The organism is Pseudomonas sp. MPFS (genome assembly GCF_022537035.1).
In the GTDB taxonomy this organism is placed as follows: Bacteria; Pseudomonadota; Gammaproteobacteria; order Pseudomonadales; family Pseudomonadaceae; genus Aquipseudomonas; species Aquipseudomonas sessilinigenes.
The window spans coordinates 5,782,276-5,800,005 of record NZ_CP066123.1; the positions used below are offsets into that span (position 1 = coordinate 5,782,276).

Here is a 17,730-nt window from a genome sequence, read left to right on the forward strand (position 1 = left end):
AAGAAAACGAGTGGCAGCACCATAGCGATAATCGGCGTGCGGCAATAGCCTTGTCCGTCGCCAAAAAAATCACCAATTACTGAAAAAAATTTCCGTGTCCGGCTAAAAAAGCTCGATTGACCCTATGCCGCCGATGGCTAATTCTCAGGTCCTACCCTGTGCCGGGGAATGCCCGGCCATCGCACAATAACAAGAGGGTCGACCCTTGCAATCGCAGCCCAACTCCACCCAGCCCGTGGTGGCGATCGACGATCTGCACAAGAGCTACGCCGATCACCACGTTCTCAAGGGCATCGCCCTGCGCGCCAACGAAGGCGAAGTGGTATCGCTGATCGGCTCCAGCGGTTCGGGCAAAAGCACCCTGCTGCGCTGCATCAACCTGCTGGAGATTCCCTGCAGCGGCAGCTTGCGCATCAATGGCGAACAGGTGCGCCTGAAGACCGACCGCGCCGGCAATCCCCAGGTCGCCGACCCGGCCCAGGTGGCACGCCTGCGCACCCAGCTGAGCATGGTGTTCCAGGGCTTCAACCTGTGGCCCCACCGCACCGTGCTGGAGAACGTCATCGAGGCACCGGTGTATGTCCTGGGCGAAGACCGCAAGGAGGCCATCGCCCACGCCGAGCACCTGCTGGAGAAAGTCGGCCTGGCCCACAAGCGCGACACCTTCCCGTCCTTTCTCTCCGGTGGCCAGCAACAACGGGTGGCCATCGCCCGGGCCCTGGCCATGCGCCCCAAGGTACTGCTGATGGACGAGCCGACCTCGGCCCTGGACCCGGAACTGGTGGGCGAGGTGCTCAAGGTCATCCAGGGCATCGCCGAGGAAGGCCGGACGATGATCCTGGTGACCCACGAGATGGCCTTCGCCCGCGATGTGTCGAGCAAGGTGATGTTCCTCCACCAGGGCCTGGTGGAGGAGGAAGGTGCGCCGCAGCAAATATTCTTCAACCCGGCCAGCGAGCGCTGCCGGCAATTCGTCATGGCCCAGGAAAACCGCGTCTGACGTCCCGCTGCAATCCTTGAAAACAACAACTTAGATAAAGGGTCAAGCCATGAAAAACCTGCTCAAGGTGCTCGCCACCGGTTGCCTGTTCAGTGCCCTGTCCAGCCATGCCCTGGCCGCCGACAAGATCGTCTTCGGCATCGCCCTGGAACCCTACCCGCCGTTCTCGATGAAAAGCGGCGCCGGCGACTGGAGCGGTTTCGAACCGGAGCTGATCAAGGCCCTGTGCGAACGCATGCAGGCCCAGTGCCCGCTCAAGGAAGTGGCCTGGGACGGGCTGATCCCGGCCCTGCAATCGAGCCAGATCGACGCCATCCTCAACTCCCTGAGCATCACCGAGGAACGCCAGCAAGTCATCGATTTCTCCGCGCCCTACTACCAGACTCCGGCCATGTGGGTCGCCGACCAGTCCCTGGAGCTCACCCCCACCCCCGAAGGGCTCAAGGGCAAGCTGATCGGCGTGCAGGGCTCGACCTCCAACGCCACCTTCGCCAAGGCCTACTACGGCAAGACCTCGACCCTGCGCTACTACACCACCCAGGACGACATGCTCTCCGACCTGCAGAGCGGGCGCATCGATGTGATGCTGGCCGACGCCCTGACCATCGAGCCGGTCCTGCAGTCGGCGGCTGGCGCGGGCCTGGCCAACAAGGGCCTGGCGCCCCGGGACCCGCTGTTCGGCTCCGGCATCGGCGTCGGCCTGCGCAAGGGCGACAGCGCCCTGCAGCAGCGGATCGACAAGGCCCTGGCGGCACTCAAGGCCGACGGCACCTACGACAAGATCCGCAGCCGCTACTTCAGCGTCGACATCTCTGCCAACTAAGCCGCCCGGCGGCCTGCTGCGGTAGGCCGCCGGCGTTGACTGGATACGTCATGATTTCTCTGTCCGACCTTTCCCAACTGTTCGTCGCCGACGGCTGGCTCGGCGCCCTGGCCCAGGGCGCGCTGGTGTCCCTGCAGATTTCCGCCGGGGCCTTCGTCCTCGGCCTGGGCATCGGCCTGCTGGTGGCGATGATCAAGCTGCGCGGGCCACGCTGGCTGGTGAAGCTGGCCAACCTCTACACCACCCTGTACCGGGCCATGCCCGAGCTGCTGCTGATCCTGCTGCTGTACTACGCCGGCACCGACCTGCTGAACATGGCCATGGCGGCCATGGACCGCCCAAGCGTCACGGTCAACGGCTTCATCGCCGCCGTGCTGGTGCTGGGTATCGTCCAGGGCGCTTATTCGGCGGAGATCATCCGCGGCGCGATCCTGGCCATTCCCCATGGCCAGATCGAGGCGGCGCGGGCCTACGGCATCGAACGCTGGCTGCTGGTACGGCGCATCCTGCTGCCGAGCATGCTGCCCTTCGCCATGGCCGGGTTGTCGAACCTGTGGCTGGTGCTGGTCAAGGACAGCGCGCTGATCAGCATCGTCGGCTACAGCGAACTGCTCTCGGTGGGCAAGCAGGCCGCCGGCTCCACCAAGCACTACCTGGTGTTCTACCTCGCCGTCGCGGCGTTCTACTTCGTCATCACCCTGGTGTCCGGCAGCGTGTTCCGCGTGCTCGAACGACGCACCCACCGCTGGCTGCCCCAGCACTAGGAGGCTGTGATGGATTTTTCCTGGATCAATGGTTTTTCCACCGAGCTGGTACGCGGCCTGGGCATCACCCTCAAGCTGCTGGCCCTGAGCGCAGCTTGCGGTTTCGTCCTGGCGGTGCTGGTGGGCCTGGGCCGAGTGTCACGCAACCCCCTGGTCAGCGCGCCCATGCGCTTCTACATCAGCGTGTTCCGCGGTACGCCGCTGCTGGTGCAGATCTACATCCTCTACTACGGCGTCGGCAGCCTGTTCGCCGCCTACCCGCCGATCCGCGGCAGCTTCCTCTGGCCCTACCTGCGCGAAGGCTTCTGGTACGTGGCCCTGGCGCTGACCCTGAGCGTCGGCGCCTATGTCGGCGAGGTCCTGCGCGGCGGCCTGCGGGCAGTGCCCCGGGGCGAACTGGAAGCGGCCCGGGCCTATGGCATGGGCTACTGGCTGACCTTGCGCCGGGTCTGGCTGCCCCGGGCCCTGGAGCTGGTACGCCCGACCCTGGTGGGCGAATGCGTGCTGCTGCTCAAGGCCACGGCCCTGGCCTCCACAGTAGCGGTCACCGACCTGCTGGGCGCCGCCAACCTGGTGCGGGCCCAGACCCTGAAGGTCTACGAGCCGCTGCTGGCGGTGGCGTTGATCTACATCGTGCTGGCCTTCGTCATCGAACACCTGTGCGGCCGCCTGGGCGCCACCCCCAACAAGCAGGCGCCCCAGCGCCAGGCCTGACCCCATTCATTACGCGGGCAACGCGCCCGTGAGGAGCACCACATGCGTTATTCCCCTTTCGTCCAGCGCATCAGCGGCGAATCCGTCAGTGCCTGGGACATCCACTACGCCGCCATCGAGGCCCGTGGCCGTGGCGAGGACGTGATCGTGCTCAGCGTCGGTGATCCGGACTTCGCCACCGACCCGCGCATCAGCGCCGCCGCCGGCGCCGCGCTGGAACAAGGCGATACCCACTACACCCATGTGCTTGGGCGCCCGGCCCTGCGCGAGGCGATTGCCGCCAAGCAGCGGCGCCTGCTGGGCATCGAGGTCGAGGCGGCCAACGTGGCCCTGGTGGCCGGGGCGCAGAACGGCCTGTTCGCCGCATCGCTGTGCCTGTTCGGCAGTGGCGATGAAGTGCTGGTGCCCGAACCCATGTACCTGACCTACGAGGCTTGCATCCATGCCTCGGGCGCCAGCCTGGTGGCGGTGGAGCAACCGGCGGCCAACGGTTTTCGCCTGACCGCCGCGGCCCTGGAAGCGGCCCTGACCGACAAGACCCGGGGCATCGCCCTGGCCACGCCGTGCAACCCCACCGGCAACGTCTACAGCCGCGAAGAGCTGGAAGCGGTGGCCGAGGTCGCACGCAAGCACGACCTGTGGGTGATTTCCGATGAGGTCTACGGGCAACTGACCTACGACCGCCAGCACCTGAGCATCGCGGCCCTGCCAGGCATGGCCGGACGCACGGTGATCCTCAACAGCCTGTCCAAGACCCACGCCATGACCGGCTGGCGCGTGGGCTGGGTGGTGGGCCCCGAGGAGCTGGTGGGGCACCTGGACAACCTGCTGCTGTGCATGCTCTACGGCCTGCCGGGGTTCATCCAGGAAGCTGCGCTCAAGGCCCTGGAGCTGGATGACGAGGTGGTCGACAGCGCTCGCGAGGTCTACCGCCGCCGTCGCGACCTGGTGATGGCAGGCCTGCGCCAGGTGCCCCTGCTGGACTGCCGCGAGCCAGAGGCCGGGATGTTCATGCTGGTGGACGTGCGCCGTACCGGCCTGTCGAGCATGGACTTCGCCTGGCAGCTGTTTCGCGCCACCGGGGTCTCGGTCCTCGATGCCCAGGCCTTTGGCGCCAGCGCCGAGGGTTTCGTGCGCATTTCCTTCACCGTGGCCGACGAGGTGCTCAAGGACGCATGCCAACGCATCGCCGGGTTCGTCGAGGCCCTGGGCGCACAACGCTGACCCAGGGATCGACGCTGGCGAGGCGGCTTGCTCCCTCGCCATAGCGGCGCCCATGAACCACTGCTTTGCCACTGCGCCTGTCGCCCATTTTTTTGCCCACTGTTGAAGGGCCCTGCTTGAGAGGTTGACCCGTGACCGCTTCCGACCAATTCAACTCCACCCATAGCGCCGTCGACCAGTACGCCGAACTGGTGCTGCACAACGGCCGGATCTACACCCTCGACCCGGCGCAGCCCTGGGCCGATGCCGTGGCCATTCGCCAAGGCAAGCTGATCGCAGTGGGCAGCCTCGCCTCCTTGAGCTCGCTGGTCGGCCCCAATACCCGCCAGCACGACCTGGACGGGGCGTTCTGCATGCCCGGCCTGCACGACATGCACACCCATCCGGACCTGGCCCTGGCACCCCGCTACGCCGACGACCTGGACGTGGGCATCGAGGATCCGACCCCGGAGCAACTGGCGGCGGCGATCCACGCCTATGCCGACAGCCATCCGGGCGACGGCTGGATCTACGGCCAATACTGGGTGCGCTACACCTTTCGCGAGGCCGGCCTGACGCCGGGCCGCGAGTGGCTGGACAGCATCATGCCGGACCGCCCGGTGGCCCTGCTGGACCGCATGTGGGGCACCATGATGGTCAACTCCAAGGCCCTGGAACTGGCCGGTATCGATCGCCATACCAGCGACCCGCGCAACGGCTACCTGGAGCGCGACTCGCTCACCGGCGAGCCCAACGGACTGCTGATCGACGGCGCCTACGCGCTGATCCACGCGGCCATGCCGGCGACGCCGGTCTCGGTACTGCGCCGGGCCTATCGCGATGGCGTGCACTTCCAGACCTCTCGCGGGGTCACCGCCACCAAGTACGTGCACGTCTGCGAGAACCGCTTGCAGGCACTCAAGGAGCTGGACGACGCCGGCGAGCTGACCCTGCGGGTGGAAGCCGCCATCAGCTGGCAGGACGATATCTTCCCGGTACGCCGGCGCTGGGAGCTGCTCAGCGGCGAGCGGCACTTCTATCGCAGCTCGCGGTTGAGCGCCAATGCGGTGAAGTTCCATTTCGACGGCACCGTGGAGCCGAAGTCCTCGTACCTGCTGACCCCCTGGCCCGAGGAGTCGAGCTGGCGCGGCAAGCTCAACCTGACCCCGGAACACATCACCGACATGGTGGTGGACATGGACCGCCGTGGCCTGCGGGTGATCGCCCACTGCACCGGCGACGGCGCCTCCGACGTGTTCCTCGATGCCGTGGCCGAGGCCCGGCGCCGCAACGGCCACAGCGGCGTACGCCACCAGTGTGCCCACAGCACCTTGCTGCACCCGGGCAACCTCAAGCGCTTCCAGAGCCTGGATGTGATCGCCGAGTTCTCCCCGGCGGCCTGGTACCCGACCCCGTTCGCCAGCGGCGCGCGCTCAGGCTATGGCCAGGAACGCCTCAAGCGCATCTACGATTTCAAGGGCGTGCTGGCCGCCGGTGGCATCGCGGTGTTCGGCACCGACTGGCCGGTGGCATCCATCGACCCGTGGCTGGCGCTGGAAACCATGGTCACCCGGCAGAACCCCTGGAACCAGGAGCCCGACACCTTCGGCGACCCCATCAGCCTGGAGCAGGCGCTGCAAGTGGCGACCCTCAACGGCGCCCATGCCATGGGCCTGGAACACCTCACCGGCAGCCTGCAGGTCGGCAAGTCGGCGGACCTGATCGTGCTCGACCGCGACCTGTTCGCCCAACCGGCCCGCAACTACATCCACCACACCCAGGTGCAGTTGACCTTCGTCGAGGGCCAGTTGGTCTACGACCGACTGGGCACCTTCAGCGACACGCCGCTGCAGGCAGTGTGGGAAGGCCTGCCACCGGTGATCGAGGGCCAGGAGCCATGAACAAGCTGCCGAGCATTCCGGTCACGGTGGTCTCGGGTTTTCTCGGGGCCGGCAAGACCACCCTGCTCAACCGCCTGGTGCAACGCGCCGACAGCGGCCGGCTGGCGGTGATCGTCAACGATTTCGGCGAGCTGAACATCGATGCGGCGATCATCGCCGAGGTCACCGACGCGGTGTACAGCCTGCAGAACGGCTGTATCTGCTGCACCGTACAGGAAGACCTGCTGGCGCAACTGGTGAGCCTGTCCAAGCTGCGCCCGGCCCTGGAGCGGATCGTCATCGAGTGCAGCGGCGTCTCCGACCCGCAACGCATCGTGCAGACCATCGGCTACCCGCAACTGCGCGACCGCCTGCACCTGGATGCGGTGGTGACCCTGGTGGATGCCAGCGGTTTCCAGGCCCTTGAGGGCGACATGGCGCGCCTGTCCCGGGCCCAGGTGGCCTGCGCCGACTGGGTGCTGCTGAACAAGGTCGACCTGGTCACGCCCGAGCAGTTGCAGGCGATCCGTAGCAGCCTCACCTGCCGCGCCCCGGTGTTCGAAACCGTACAGGCCGAACTGCCGGACGAACTGTTGCTGGCACCGCCGGTACGCTCCAGCGAGGTGCTGTTCAAAGCCTTGCCCCAGGCCCACGACCAGTTGTTCGAAAGCTGGGTATGGAACAGCCCCCGGCCCTTGCAGGCCAAGGCCCTGCGTGACTGGCTGGCGCAGTTGCCGGCCGACCTGCTGCGCCTCAAGGGGCTGGTACGCCTGGACGGCAACGAGCAGCCCTACTGGTTGCAGCATGTGGGCAGCCGCAGCCAGTTCACCCTGGCCACCGGGCAAGCCGCCGAACATGCCGCGCAACTGGTGTTCATCGCCCGCCGCGGCAGTGGCCTGCGCCAGGAGCTGGAAGCCGGGATCAGCGCCACTCAGGTGGCCTGATCCCGGGAGGCTTCACGGCCTGTTCGGCAAGGCGCAATATGGCCGCACCTCCCCGCCAAGAAGCAAGGACGCTGAAAATGATCAACATTCTCCAGGGCACGCCTCTCTGGGTGTATGCGGTCTTCGCCATGATCCTCTACTACGGCCTGCGCGCTCGCTCCGGCAGCCGTGAAAGCCTGGGCTCGCTATTGATTGCGCCCTTGATCCTGCTGGTCTGGTCGTTGTGGTCGATGAGCCTGGGCGAGCATCCCCTGTTGGCCCTGGGAGCCTGGACCGCTGGTGCGGTGCTGGGCGGCCTGATGGCCATGCTGCTGTTCTCCACGTTCGGCGCGGTACTGGATTCGGGCGGCGAGGCGCTCCTGGTTCCCGGAACCTTGAAGATCCTCGGGATCTCACTGCTGTTCTTCGTCGTGAAGTACTGGCTTGGGTATCAAAAGGCCGTTCATCCCGAACAGGCCGCCAGCGTGCAGATGCTCAGTATCGGTGGCGCGGCCGTCGGCTTCACCGTAGGGCTGTTCTGGGGCCGGGCACTCAAGTTGTACCGCCACTTGCGAATCCTGCAGGCCAGGCACTGAATCCAGCGGATGACAGGGGCCGGGGAATCTTCCCTGGCTAGACCGGTCTGTAGGGACGGCCAGCGCCTCCGGACGCTTGGTCCGTGACAACGGCCGTGCGCTCCAATAGATTAGGCGCCCCCGAAAATCCCCCCGGGGTTTTCGCGCCTCAAACCTGTCAAACCAAGTAGTGGATGTTCAATGCCTGATTCCAACACCGAAGAATCCGTGATCGCCTTGTCGAACAAGACCGAGTACGAAAACGCCATGCATCTTTCCCAGCATGTGTCCCAGGCCAAGACCATCAGCGAGATGGTGCTCGACGCCTTCCACACCTCGAAAGAAAGTGACCAGATTCGCGAGCTGCGCGCAGCCATCCGCCAGGCCCACGACCGTTTTGACGACGATACCGCCTATGAACTCATGGGCCAGCTCAAGCAACTCAAGGACGCCGAAGCGGCGGACCTCGCCGCCCTGGAGGACCTGAGCAAGAAATTCCCCATCAGCCGGATTCTCTCCAGCTACAAGGACGACCCGGACTTCCAGGAACTGGTCTATGGCCTGGCGCTCAAGGTGCTGAACCAGACCCACCAGGCCATCAGCAACCCAAGCGGCAAGAGCAAGGCATCGCGGCCCAAGAAGGAAATGGAAGTGTTCGTCATCAGCAAGGATGGCCTCAGCGTCACCCTGGCGATGCGCCCGCGCTCCAAGGCCAATGCCGACCGCGAAGCCTTCGAGTTCCTGGGCTTCAGCTTTGTCGGTGAAGGCGAAGAAGCCGAGCTGCAAAGCGAGGTATTCGTCGACAACAACGGTGCCGAGCAACCGGCGACCCGCAAGAACATCGTCACCGCGATCCAGCAGCAGACCGCGTTCCCCGGCTACAGCGCGCAACAGCAGCTCTGATCCCGCCAGGTCGATAGATAAAAAGACGCCCTGAATTCCGAGGAAGACAGGGCGTTCAAGGAGCACCAACTCACAACAGTGGACGAATTCGTTCCAGCGCCAGCTCTACCTGCGCCACGCTCACCCGACGCCCGACCGAAGCCCGGACGAAGTGGCTGGCGGGCAGGTCCGCCAGCAGCAATGGTGTGTGGGCAGCGGTTCCGGCCCACAGGTTGACCCCCGCCTCCCGGGCCCTGGCAACGAACTCCTGGGCCGTGCCACGCTCCGGCACGAACGAAACGATGCCGCTTTGCCGATACTCGGCACACAGCAGCCGCAATCCCGGTAACCGGGCCAATTCACTACTGAGCAAGGTGTAGGCCTCATTGGCCAGACGCTCGCGATCAGCCAGGTATTCGCCCAGCGCCTGGTGAAGCCCGACCAGGGCACTGAAACTCTTTTCTGCGATCTCCAGCACTCGTGCATCCAGCACATCGATACGGTTGACCTGCCCGTTGGTGCGGGCGGTATGCAAGTCGGCGAAGTTCAGCGTCAAGTCACCCAGCAGCCGGTTCGAGACATAGGCGATGCCACTGCCCCGCGGCCCACAGAGGAACTTACGGCCTGCCCCGGTCAACAGGTCGCAGTGCATGTCCCGGACATCCAGTGCCAGTTGGCCCATGGATTGGCAGGCATCGACCACGTAATAGGCCGGATGCTCGCGCAGGATCGCCCCCAGGGCCTCGACCGGATTGACCACGCCGCAGCACGAAGGAATGTGCGAGACACTGACCAGGAACACATCGCCACCCAGGTGGCGTCGTACCCAATCCAAATCCAGCGGGCTTTGTGCTGTACGCGGTATGACCTCGACCCGCACGCCCCGACTCTGCTTGAGGAAGTTGAAGAAGATCAGGTTGGCGGCGTATTCGGAACTCGACACCCAGACCCGGCACCCCAGGGGAAACTCCAGCTTGGAGAGGATGCCGGCCCAGGCCTCGGTGGCACTGCTGAACAGCCCGATGTTCGCGCGCGGGGCATTGAGCATCTGCGCCGCTCGCTCATACAGGCCGTGCCCGAGCAGGTCGGCGTATTGCAGCTCGGTTTCGTAGCTGCCCTGGCCGGCCTCGCCATCGATGAAGCCACGCATCGCCTCTACGGTGGCGGCAGACATCAGGCCTGCCCCGGCGGTATTCAAATGCACGAGACTCATGGCTCAGGCTTCCTTGTTCCAGAGAGTGGCCGAACGTTTCATCAATGACACACCGATGCCGAACAACAGCAACACGATCCCCGCGACCAGCCAGGGCGAAAGCAACGCCGGCTGGGTCACCAGCATGAAGGCCAGGGAGGGCGTGATCATCACCCCGATGTTCACGCCAGCCGAGTAGTAGCCCAGGTTGCGATCCACCGTGTGCTGGCTGGAGATGCTGCTGACGTAGTGCGTGATGCTGGGAAAGACGATCATCTCCCCCAGGCTCCACAGCACGGTCGCCAGCAACAGCAGCCAGCCGATCTCGCTGAAGCCCATGAGGAAGAAACCGATCCCGGCCAACACAAAGCCCGCAACCAGCGAGTAGCTGCTGGAGAGATGGGACATGCGCTGGTTGATCGGCACTTCGAACAGGATCACCAGCAGTGCATTGATGAAGAAGATGATCCCGACGAAGTAGGTCGGAAGATCGGTGTAGTTGATGATGTAGGCCGAGAGAAACGTCGGCGGCAGGGCATAGGCAATGTGCACCGGCAATGAGGTCAACAGGATCACCAGCAAGCGCGAGCGCTCGAACGGCACGCTGTCGGGCAAGCCGTTGCCACGCCCCTGGTTCGCCGCCATGCCCGCGGCCTGCGTGAAGGCATGGCCGGCAAAGCGCAGGCAGACGACGAACGACAACAGCGATAGCCCGGCATTGATGTAGAACACCGCGCTGGCCGAACTGAGGAACACCAGGCTGCCCAGCAGTGGACCGATGGCCATGCCGATATTGATCGCCAGGCGATTGCAGGAAAACGCCACCTTGCGGGTTTGCAGGTCGCTGTGCTTGACCGTCTCCGAGAAGGTCGCCGGAGTGAAGGCCTCGTAGCAGCCCCCCCAGAGGAACGACAGCACGAACAACGCCGCGATGCTGTCGATCGAGGGGATGATCAGCAACAGCAGGGCGTTGGTCAGCAGCGAACCCAGGATCACCCTCCCCGAGGAGAAGCGCTTGATCAGCGCCCCGACGATCAGGTCGACGAACAGCGCACCCACGCCATAAGTGCCCACCAGCAGCCCGGCGATACTCGCCGAGACTGCATGCTGGTGGATCAGGTAGGCGGCGTAGAACGGGAACGCCATGGTGCCCATGCGAAACACCAGGGTCACCACGAACAGTGCCTGCAAGCGCCGGTTGAGCCCGCGCAGGGCGTGATAGGTGCCCATCATCGTACGCAGTACACGCGATCTTTGTAGGCGCGGATCTGCTCGTAGTCCTGGTCGATCCGCTGCTGCTCGTCGGCGTACAGGAACACTCGCAACGGGCTGCTGAGCAGGTCCACGGTGGGTTTCATCTGCTTGCCCACCTTGTACTTGACGCTGAGCTTATGCACCGTCGCCAGGTTCTCGATGCTCTGGATGGCCTGTGGATCGAAACCGGTGACCTCGCCACTCAGGGTGGTATCGGTGTTGATCACGCAAGCCTCCTTGAGCTTCTTGTAGCGCTTGCCAGCGTACTGCGCCTTGAAGCGCTCGGGCTCGCAATAGGCCAGGTAGGTCAGTTGCGCCTGGTTGCCGTCCAGGCTGATGTCGTGGAAGCGCGGCTCCATGTTGCCGTTCAGCCGCGCCCCCACCTCCACCAGCGCCGGTCCCTGCTCGGTCATGATGACTTCCGAATGCGCAGGCCCGTTGTCGATACCCAAGGCCTTGAGGACCTGGAGGATGTAGTCCACCAGCGCATTGGCAACGTCGCTGTCCGGGGCGATCAGCACGTCGCGGTCGTAGATGTTCTTGCCATGGCCGATCTCGCGCTTGACGTAGCGCCAGATACCGCAGACATAGGTCTGGCCATCGCGACTGACGGTGTCGACGATGTACTCGTTGCCCTTGAGGTAGGACTGGCAAAGGATCTCGGTGTTGGCCAGGCCGAAGATGTCCTGGTTGGCCAGCACCTCCTGGCAGGCTCGTTCGACATCCGCCAGGTCATGGCAAATCGATACGCCATCGGTCGATGCCGAACTCAGCGGCTTGATCACGCAGGGCAGCACATTGCCGGCCTCGACCCACTCCAGCAGTTGCGCGGCACTGCTGGACTTGACCTGGCGTGCAGTGAGCAGGCCGGCGGCCGCCACCTTGTTGATCATCTCGAACTTGTTGCGCCGGGCCAGCGAACCGGCACTGCCATTGCTCGGCAACTGCAGTTGCTCGCTCAGGTAGTCGGCGAACGGCACGCCTGGCTCCTGGCCGGCGATGACCGCCACCAGCGGGAATTCGCGCAAGCGTGCGACGATATCCTGGGCATTGTCGTCGAACGCCAGGTTGTGCTCGAACTCGTCCAGGTTCGGGCCGAGCATGCTCGGCATCAGCTCCTTGGTGCTCTGCACATGCAGCAGGCCGATCCCGGCGTCCTTGAAGTATTGCGGCAGGAAGTTACCGCTGGAGTAGACATCGACCAACGCGACATATTTTTTCATGAGAAGGCCCAATCAGTAGGAGGCAGCGGTTGTCGACTGGCGCTTGCTCGCCACGTCATCCAGTGCCAGGAAAATGTTCTCGGGAAACTCGGCGATGCGATGCAGCAAGTGCAGGTACCAGTTGGTGCCGTAGACCGCCGAGACCCGGGTCTTGACCCGGCCCAGGTCCTTGACCGACTTGATCAGTTGCGGGCGCACACCATGGAGCATCTCCAGTTCCCCGCCATCGGCCAGCCCGCTGGCACAGATGGTTTGCACCAGGCTTGGGTCCTGGGTGGCGAAGGCATAGGCGATACCGGCACCACGGATGCGCTCCAACAAACCCAGATATCGCTGGTCCAGGGCTTCGCCCCGAGGCAGGGCGACGGCCGCAGGCTCGCTGTAGACCCCCTTGACCAGGCGCACCTTGCAACCGGTCTTGAGTACGTCTTCCAGGTCATCGGCGGTGCGGTTCAGCTGAGCCTGCAGGGTGATGCCCAGGTGCGAATGCTGGCGGCTCAATGCCAGGAAGATATCCAGGATCGAATCGGTCCATTGCGACCGTTCCATGCTGATGATCACTCCGACCGAGCGTTCGGCGGCCCGGGCCAGGATGCGGTTGCAGTTCTCCAGTGCCAGCTCACGGGAAATCAGGCTGCCCACGTTGGACAGGTCGAAGCCCAACTGGGTCGGCTCCTGCAATCCGTCATGGCTGGACATCGCGTCGATCAACCGCAGGTATTCCTCGGTGGCCTGCTGGACTTCGGCCAGGGTATTGGCCTCCTCACCCACATATTCCAACCCGGTGCGGTAGCCCTTGAGTTGCAGGGCTGCGAGTTTGTCCAACATCTGCGCACGGTCCTCGGAAATGATGTAGCGCAAGGCCGCAGGACGCAGGAAATCACGCAGGGCAGCGCAGGCCAGGAACATTTCGCGATAGGCCGGGGTGGCTGCGAGCCTTTTCAGGGCCAGGGTTGCGATGAGGCTGGATGGCATATCGGTCATGGTTCAAACCCCGGAAGCTTGAGTAAGGATCTGCTGGGCGAAACTGCTGGTGTCGTCACGATTGCTCAGGCGATGGGCGCGGTACTTGGCGGCGTAGCTGAGCATCGTCTCCTTGTGCCGGCCCTTGCGGTCGCGAGTGAAGATGCCGGCCCAAAGGTTGTCCCAACGGGCGTACTCGGGGTGAGTCATCAGCAGCGCATGGGCTTTCTTCATGTTCCAGTGGGGAATGGCTGGATGCAGGTGGTGCACCAGGTGGTAGTTGTCGTCATGCCGGCCGAAGAAGAAGTTTTCCAGGGCCGAACCCTTGCGGTTACGGGTCAGCAGGAGTTTTTCCTTTTCGGCCGCCGGCAATGGATAGTGCTCCGCCAGCTCGATGATCCAGCCCACCGCCACCGCCATGGTGAACAGCGGTACCAGCCAGAACAGCAGCAACTGGCCGATCACCCCGAAGTAGCCGGCCACCGCGAAAATGGCCAGCCAGTAGCCCCACAGCAACCAGCGTTCGATGGTGAACTTGCGATCCTGGCCCTGGGGCTTGACCCGGTCGTTGACGATGTACTTGATGTATTGCAGGGTGCGGAACCCGGAGAGTGCCATCAGCACGTTCTTCAGGAAGAACTCACGCTCGGATTGATTGACGTCATACAGGCCGCACTTGAGGTGGAAGGCATAGTCCGGGTCTTTTTCCGGGTGCCCCAGGTGCACATGGTGGTTCTTGATGTGCGACACCACATAGGACTGGTGCAGGTGAAAAATCAGGTAGCCGGAAAGAAAGGTCCCGGCAAACCAGTTGATCGCCCGGTTCTCGGCCAGCATCTTGTGGGCCGACTCATGAAGGATGTTGGCCAAGGCGCGTTGGGTGGTGCCAATCAGGAACAGCGACAGCGGATAGAACCAGTAGCTGATTCCAAGGGACAGATAAATGGCGAAGGCAATGATGGCGTAGTCTTTGCCGAGGGCAATCATCCAGTGGTAATTATCTTTCTTGCAAAGATGTTTCAACATCCCGAAAGTTTCACGTGTAATCCCCGCGGCCAATTCACCAGTAGGCTCTTTATTCTTATCGACCTGCATAATCACTCCATAATTAAGCGGTACGCAACAACGTTCACTTCCTTAGCAGAAGGGAATCAACTTCAATCACGCTCAATTTGATCACGCGCTGCTTGATTCCCGATTCGGAACACAAGGCTGGCGAACATTGCGGCTAATTTTTTATTGCCTGGACCAGGCTTTATCGCAGGAAAAAAACTAAAGCAGCGCCACCTTGGCAACAAGCTGCCCTTTTAGACAGGGTCGCTGCCAGGGCCTGTATTTCCTGGACCTGGCCCAGGAAAAGTTCATCCAAACAGGCTCAAGACGCGCACGGGAGAGCGCTGGGCGAGCCTGGTGAGGCACGGCGTCGGGGACATGGTCGGGAGTCATTTGAAGAACCGGCACAAGACTGCGCACGATCAGGCTCGTGCGCAGTCCAGTAAGGTGTAAGAGGTTTTTTAACCGGCGAACTCGAGGAGACGTTACTCAGGCTCTTTTATATATCCAAGTTGCAGCGCTTTGCGAATAGCCGACTTACCGTTATTCACCTCGAGTTTATTGAAGATATTCTTCATATGAAACTTCACGGTGCGCGGACTCATATTGGCCAACAACGAAATTTCGTTATACGTCTTGCCAATACTGGTCCATGACAGCACTTCGGTTTCCCGGGGAGTCAGGATACTTGTCGGCAGTTCGGGAATAGGGGCACTGCTCTCCAGGGACTCGTCGTAGACCGAGACCAAGAGCATCTGGATATCGCTCTTGTGCGCTTGCACCGTTTCCCGGAAGCGATGGCTCTCACCCAGGCTGCACAAGTTGAGGATCGAATAGAACCCCTGGTTACCATGGACGATAAAACTCGCACCTTCGGCTACCGGCGGTGCATGGCCTTCTTCGTCGGCGTTGACCAGCAGGTTTTCGTCGCTCCAGAAAAACGGCTTGATGCGCCGCTTGGACAGCGACAGCAGTTGCTCGCGCTGGTAGCCCTCGTCAACCTTGGGCGGTTGCAGGACTTCGGGGTGGTTGGTGATGGTTTCCGCTTCGTCCAGCGTCGGCCCGCATTGATAGACCTCGAACAGGCCCAACCCGAGGTTGGCCAGTTCGCTGTCCAATTGCTCGCGCCGATCCAGCGCGGCCAAAGACGTGGGGTTATTGGATAGATTGTCGCTTCGCATGTGCCTCATCCCTGGTCAACATAAAGACAACCGGATCTTTTGAACCCGCTGCCACGACGGCCTTCGATCCGAAGCGCCTGGAGTGAATCGCCACCGCCAGAAACCGGCTCGTCCAACCTCCTACTGTTGAACGAGCGCTGAATGAATCATGCCCGGGGGCTACTTGTCCAGACAATCGCCGCACTTACCGACAAGCACAAAAAAGCCCTGCGCAAGGCAGGGCTTTTTCGAACATCGTCAGGCTCAGTGGGCGTAGGTCAGCAAGAGCTCGGCCGGGGCCTTGAAATCCACCGACATCATCACGCTCAACGCGGTGATGGTGAAGATCGAGAACACGAAGAGCTTGCGGGCCCACACGGTGTCATCCACCGCCTTGTAGCCGGTCCAGGCCATGTACAGCCAGTACATGCCCATCGCCGCCGCTACCGCCATGTAGCTCATGCCGGCATACCCGCTGAAGGTCAGCATCAGGGTCGCCACCAGGAACGCCAGGATGTAGTACAGGATGTGCTTCTTGGCCACGCGAATACCGCGCTTGACCGGCAGCACCGGGATCGATGCGGCCAGGTAGTCGTTGAAGCGGAAGATCGCGATGGCATAGGAATGCGGCATCTGCCACAGGCTGAACATCACCAGCAGGGTCAACGCGGCCATGTCGAAGCTGTTGCTCACGGCCACGTAACCAATCACCGGCGGCATGGCCCCGGACAGGCTGCCCACCAGCGTGCCGTGAACCGACTTGCGCTTGAGGTACAGGCTGTAGAAGCCAACGTAGATGACAAAGCCGATTACCGCGAACAATGCGGCCAACGGGTTGGCCACGTAGTACAGCAAGGCGACGCCGGCGACACCGAGGAGGGAGGCATAGACCAGGGCCACTTCCAGGGAGATCAGGCCCTGGACCAGCACGCGGTTCTTGGTGCGCTCCATCTTCAGGTCGATGTCACGGTCGATGCAGTTGTTGAACACGCAACCGGACGCTACCACCAGCGAGGTGCCGATCATGGCGGCCAGGAAAATGGCTAGATCGACATGCCCCTTCGAGGCCAGGAAGAACCCGCCTGCCACCGAAAGCACGTTACCGAAAATGATCCCCGGTTTGGTGATTTGGATAAAGTGCTTGAGCGACATCGGGTCTACCTCACTTCGCCATCATGACGGTGTGGATGCTGAACATGATCCACAACGACAGACCAACCAGCAGGACAATGACCAACGCGGCGAAGATGAACGCCACCACGTTGTTGCGCTGTGCCGCGGAACGGTCCAGGTGCAGGAAGTACACCAGGTGCACCAGCACCTGGATCACCGCGAACGCCAGGACGATCCACAGGGTCACGTCTTTAGGCAGCGACGGGTACATCACCAGGCCGAACGGGATCAGTGTCAGGATGACCGACAGGATGAAGCCGATGGCGTAGGACTTGACGCTGCCGTGACCGGCTTCGTCGTGGGAGTGTGCGTTGGCCATTTACATAGTCCCCATCAGGTAAACAACGGTGAATACGCAGATCCACACCACGTCCAGGAAGTGCCAGAACAGGCTCAGGCAGCTCAGACGGGTCTTGTTGGTCGCCGTCAGGCCTTTTTTCTGCACCTGGTACATCATGATTGCCATCCAGATCAGACCGCTGGTCACGTGCAGACCGTGGGTACCGACCAGGGTGAAGAACCCGGACAGGAAGCCGGAACGGCTAGGGCCGTAGCCTTCGGAGATCAGCAGGTGGAACTCGTTGATCTCCATGCCGATGAAGCCCAGGCCGAACAGGAAGGTCATGGCCAGCCAGCCCAGAACCTGCTTCTTGTTGCCCCGGAAGAACGCCAGCATGGCGAAGCCGTAGGTGATCGAACTGAACAGCAGAAGAGCGGTTTCGCCCAGTACATAAGGCAGTTCGAAGATGTCGTGGCCCGACGGGCCACCCGCTACGTTGTTAACCAGTACCGCGTATACCGCGAAGATCGACGCAAACAGAATGCAGTCGGTCATCAAGTAGAGCCAGAAACCGAATACGGTCATCTCGCCCGAGTCGTGGTGATGGTCATCGTGCCCATGGTCATGACCATGGGCGTGTCCAGCATTGGTCACTAAGTTCGACATGG

At 62.7% G+C, this 17,730-nt stretch carries 18 protein-coding genes; 9 read left to right on the top strand and 9 right to left on the bottom strand.

Translation table 11 applies throughout. The annotated features are described in order from the left end of the window. Window positions 1-205: 205 nt before the first annotated feature. The 9 genes from I9018_RS26450 (at window position 206) to I9018_RS26490 (ending at window position 8,785) form a co-directional block, all read left to right on the top strand. Window positions 206-1,000 carry an ATP-binding cassette domain-containing protein gene (locus tag I9018_RS26450; protein ID WP_068588693.1) on the top strand — a complete coding sequence of 265 codons (795 nt, stop codon included), beginning with the start codon at window positions 206-208 and terminating at the stop codon, window positions 998-1,000. A 49-nt stretch (window positions 1,001-1,049) separates the two neighbouring features. Continuing rightward, complete coding sequence (locus I9018_RS26455) at window positions 1,050-1,823, top strand: transporter substrate-binding domain-containing protein (protein WP_053131879.1); 774 nt, start codon at window positions 1,050-1,052, stop codon at window positions 1,821-1,823. A 50-nt stretch (window positions 1,824-1,873) separates the two neighbouring features. Next, a complete protein-coding gene (locus I9018_RS26460) occupies window positions 1,874-2,587 on the top strand; it encodes an ABC transporter permease subunit (protein WP_022640758.1) in 714 nt (237 codons plus the stop codon). Between the two features lie 9 nt (window positions 2,588-2,596). After that, the gene (locus I9018_RS26465) at window positions 2,597-3,301 is read left to right on the top strand and encodes an ABC transporter permease subunit (protein ID WP_085594915.1); all 705 of its coding nucleotides are present in this window, start codon (window positions 2,597-2,599) and stop codon (window positions 3,299-3,301) included. A gap of 42 nt (window positions 3,302-3,343) precedes the next feature. Continuing rightward, window positions 3,344-4,525, top strand: coding sequence for an aminotransferase class I/II-fold pyridoxal phosphate-dependent enzyme (locus I9018_RS26470; protein ID WP_068588690.1), 1,182 nt, complete (start codon window positions 3,344-3,346; stop codon window positions 4,523-4,525). 131 nt (window positions 4,526-4,656) lie between these two features. Next, a complete protein-coding gene (locus I9018_RS26475; protein WP_068588687.1) occupies window positions 4,657-6,405 on the top strand; it encodes an amidohydrolase in 1,749 nt (582 codons plus the stop codon). Next, the gene (locus I9018_RS26480; protein WP_241107920.1) at window positions 6,402-7,328 is read left to right on the top strand and encodes a GTP-binding protein; all 927 of its coding nucleotides are present in this window, start codon (window positions 6,402-6,404) and stop codon (window positions 7,326-7,328) included. Before I9018_RS26475 ends, I9018_RS26480 begins: the two co-directional genes overlap by 4 nt. Before the next feature lie 77 nt (window positions 7,329-7,405). Next, window positions 7,406-7,903, top strand: coding sequence for a hypothetical protein (locus I9018_RS26485; RefSeq protein WP_241107921.1), 498 nt, complete (start codon window positions 7,406-7,408; stop codon window positions 7,901-7,903). A gap of 180 nt (window positions 7,904-8,083) precedes the next feature. Continuing rightward, entirely contained in the window at window positions 8,084-8,785 is a 702-nt protein-coding gene (locus tag I9018_RS26490) for a hypothetical protein (RefSeq protein WP_241107922.1), read from the top strand. Between the two features lie 70 nt (window positions 8,786-8,855). Here I9018_RS26490 and I9018_RS26495 read toward each other — a convergent pair whose 3' ends face one another. The 9 genes from I9018_RS26495 to I9018_RS26535 form a co-directional block, all read right to left on the bottom strand. Next, window positions 8,856-9,977, bottom strand: coding sequence for an aminotransferase class V-fold PLP-dependent enzyme (locus I9018_RS26495; protein WP_241107923.1), 1,122 nt, complete (start codon window positions 9,975-9,977; stop codon window positions 8,856-8,858). Between the two features lie 3 nt (window positions 9,978-9,980). Further along, on the bottom strand, window positions 9,981-11,189 hold the full coding sequence (locus tag I9018_RS26500) for an MFS transporter (RefSeq protein ID WP_241107924.1): 1,209 nt from the start codon (window positions 11,187-11,189) through the stop codon (window positions 9,981-9,983). Continuing rightward, a complete protein-coding gene (locus I9018_RS26505; protein WP_124347463.1) occupies window positions 11,186-12,433 on the bottom strand; it encodes an ATP-grasp domain-containing protein in 1,248 nt (415 codons plus the stop codon). Before I9018_RS26505 ends, I9018_RS26500 begins: the two co-directional genes overlap by 4 nt. A gap of 12 nt (window positions 12,434-12,445) precedes the next feature. After that, on the bottom strand, window positions 12,446-13,417 hold the full coding sequence (locus I9018_RS26510; RefSeq protein ID WP_241107925.1) for a proline dehydrogenase family protein: 972 nt from the start codon (window positions 13,415-13,417) through the stop codon (window positions 12,446-12,448). A gap of 3 nt (window positions 13,418-13,420) precedes the next feature. Further along, complete coding sequence (locus tag I9018_RS26515) at window positions 13,421-14,422, bottom strand: fatty acid desaturase family protein (RefSeq protein WP_225926540.1); 1,002 nt, start codon at window positions 14,420-14,422, stop codon at window positions 13,421-13,423. Between the two features lie 512 nt (window positions 14,423-14,934). Next, window positions 14,935-15,630 carry a LuxR C-terminal-related transcriptional regulator gene (locus I9018_RS26520; protein ID WP_124347460.1) on the bottom strand — a complete coding sequence of 232 codons (696 nt, stop codon included), beginning with the start codon at window positions 15,628-15,630 and terminating at the stop codon, window positions 14,935-14,937. Window positions 15,631-15,873: 243 nt separating this feature from the next. Beyond that, window positions 15,874-16,761 (bottom strand): heme o synthase, encoded by an 888-nt coding sequence (cyoE, locus tag I9018_RS26525; RefSeq protein ID WP_068588660.1) that lies wholly within the window; start codon window positions 16,759-16,761, stop codon window positions 15,874-15,876. Window positions 16,762-16,771: 10 nt separating this feature from the next. Continuing rightward, complete coding sequence (gene cyoD, locus I9018_RS26530; protein ID WP_060840942.1) at window positions 16,772-17,101, bottom strand: cytochrome o ubiquinol oxidase subunit IV; 330 nt, start codon at window positions 17,099-17,101, stop codon at window positions 16,772-16,774. Then, entirely contained in the window at window positions 17,102-17,728 is a 627-nt protein-coding gene (locus tag I9018_RS26535; protein ID WP_031320461.1) for a cytochrome o ubiquinol oxidase subunit III, read from the bottom strand. Between the last annotated feature and the right edge of the window lie 2 nt (window positions 17,729-17,730).

Coding starts and splice junctions, on each gene's coding strand:
- I9018_RS26455 (WP_053131879.1), top strand. CDS start 1,050: ATGAAAAACCTGCTCAAGGTGCTCGCCACCGGTTGCCTGTTCAGTGCC.
- I9018_RS26460 (WP_022640758.1), top strand. CDS start 1,874: ATGATTTCTCTGTCCGACCTTTCCCAACTGTTCGTCGCCGACGGCTGG.
- I9018_RS26465 (WP_085594915.1), top strand. CDS start 2,597: ATGGATTTTTCCTGGATCAATGGTTTTTCCACCGAGCTGGTACGCGGC.
- I9018_RS26470 (WP_068588690.1), top strand. CDS start 3,344: ATGCGTTATTCCCCTTTCGTCCAGCGCATCAGCGGCGAATCCGTCAGT.
- I9018_RS26480 (WP_241107920.1), top strand. CDS start 6,402: ATGAACAAGCTGCCGAGCATTCCGGTCACGGTGGTCTCGGGTTTTCTC.
- I9018_RS26485 (WP_241107921.1), top strand. CDS start 7,406: ATGATCAACATTCTCCAGGGCACGCCTCTCTGGGTGTATGCGGTCTTC.
- I9018_RS26490 (WP_241107922.1), top strand. CDS start 8,084: ATGCCTGATTCCAACACCGAAGAATCCGTGATCGCCTTGTCGAACAAG.
- I9018_RS26495 (WP_241107923.1), bottom strand. CDS start 9,977: ATGAGTCTCGTGCATTTGAATACCGCCGGGGCAGGCCTGATGTCTGCC.
- I9018_RS26500 (WP_241107924.1), bottom strand. CDS start 11,189: ATGATGGGCACCTATCACGCCCTGCGCGGGCTCAACCGGCGCTTGCAG.
- I9018_RS26505 (WP_124347463.1), bottom strand. CDS start 12,433: ATGAAAAAATATGTCGCGTTGGTCGATGTCTACTCCAGCGGTAACTTC.
- I9018_RS26510 (WP_241107925.1), bottom strand. CDS start 13,417: ATGACCGATATGCCATCCAGCCTCATCGCAACCCTGGCCCTGAAAAGG.
- I9018_RS26515 (WP_225926540.1), bottom strand. CDS start 14,422: ATGTTGAAACATCTTTGCAAGAAAGATAATTACCACTGGATGATTGCC.
- I9018_RS26520 (WP_124347460.1), bottom strand. CDS start 15,630: ATGCGAAGCGACAATCTATCCAATAACCCCACGTCTTTGGCCGCGCTG.
- cyoE (WP_068588660.1), bottom strand. CDS start 16,761: ATGTCGCTCAAGCACTTTATCCAAATCACCAAACCGGGGATCATTTTC.
- cyoD (WP_060840942.1), bottom strand. CDS start 17,101: ATGGCCAACGCACACTCCCACGACGAAGCCGGTCACGGCAGCGTCAAG.
- I9018_RS26535 (WP_031320461.1), bottom strand. CDS start 17,728: ATGTCGAACTTAGTGACCAATGCTGGACACGCCCATGGTCATGACCAT.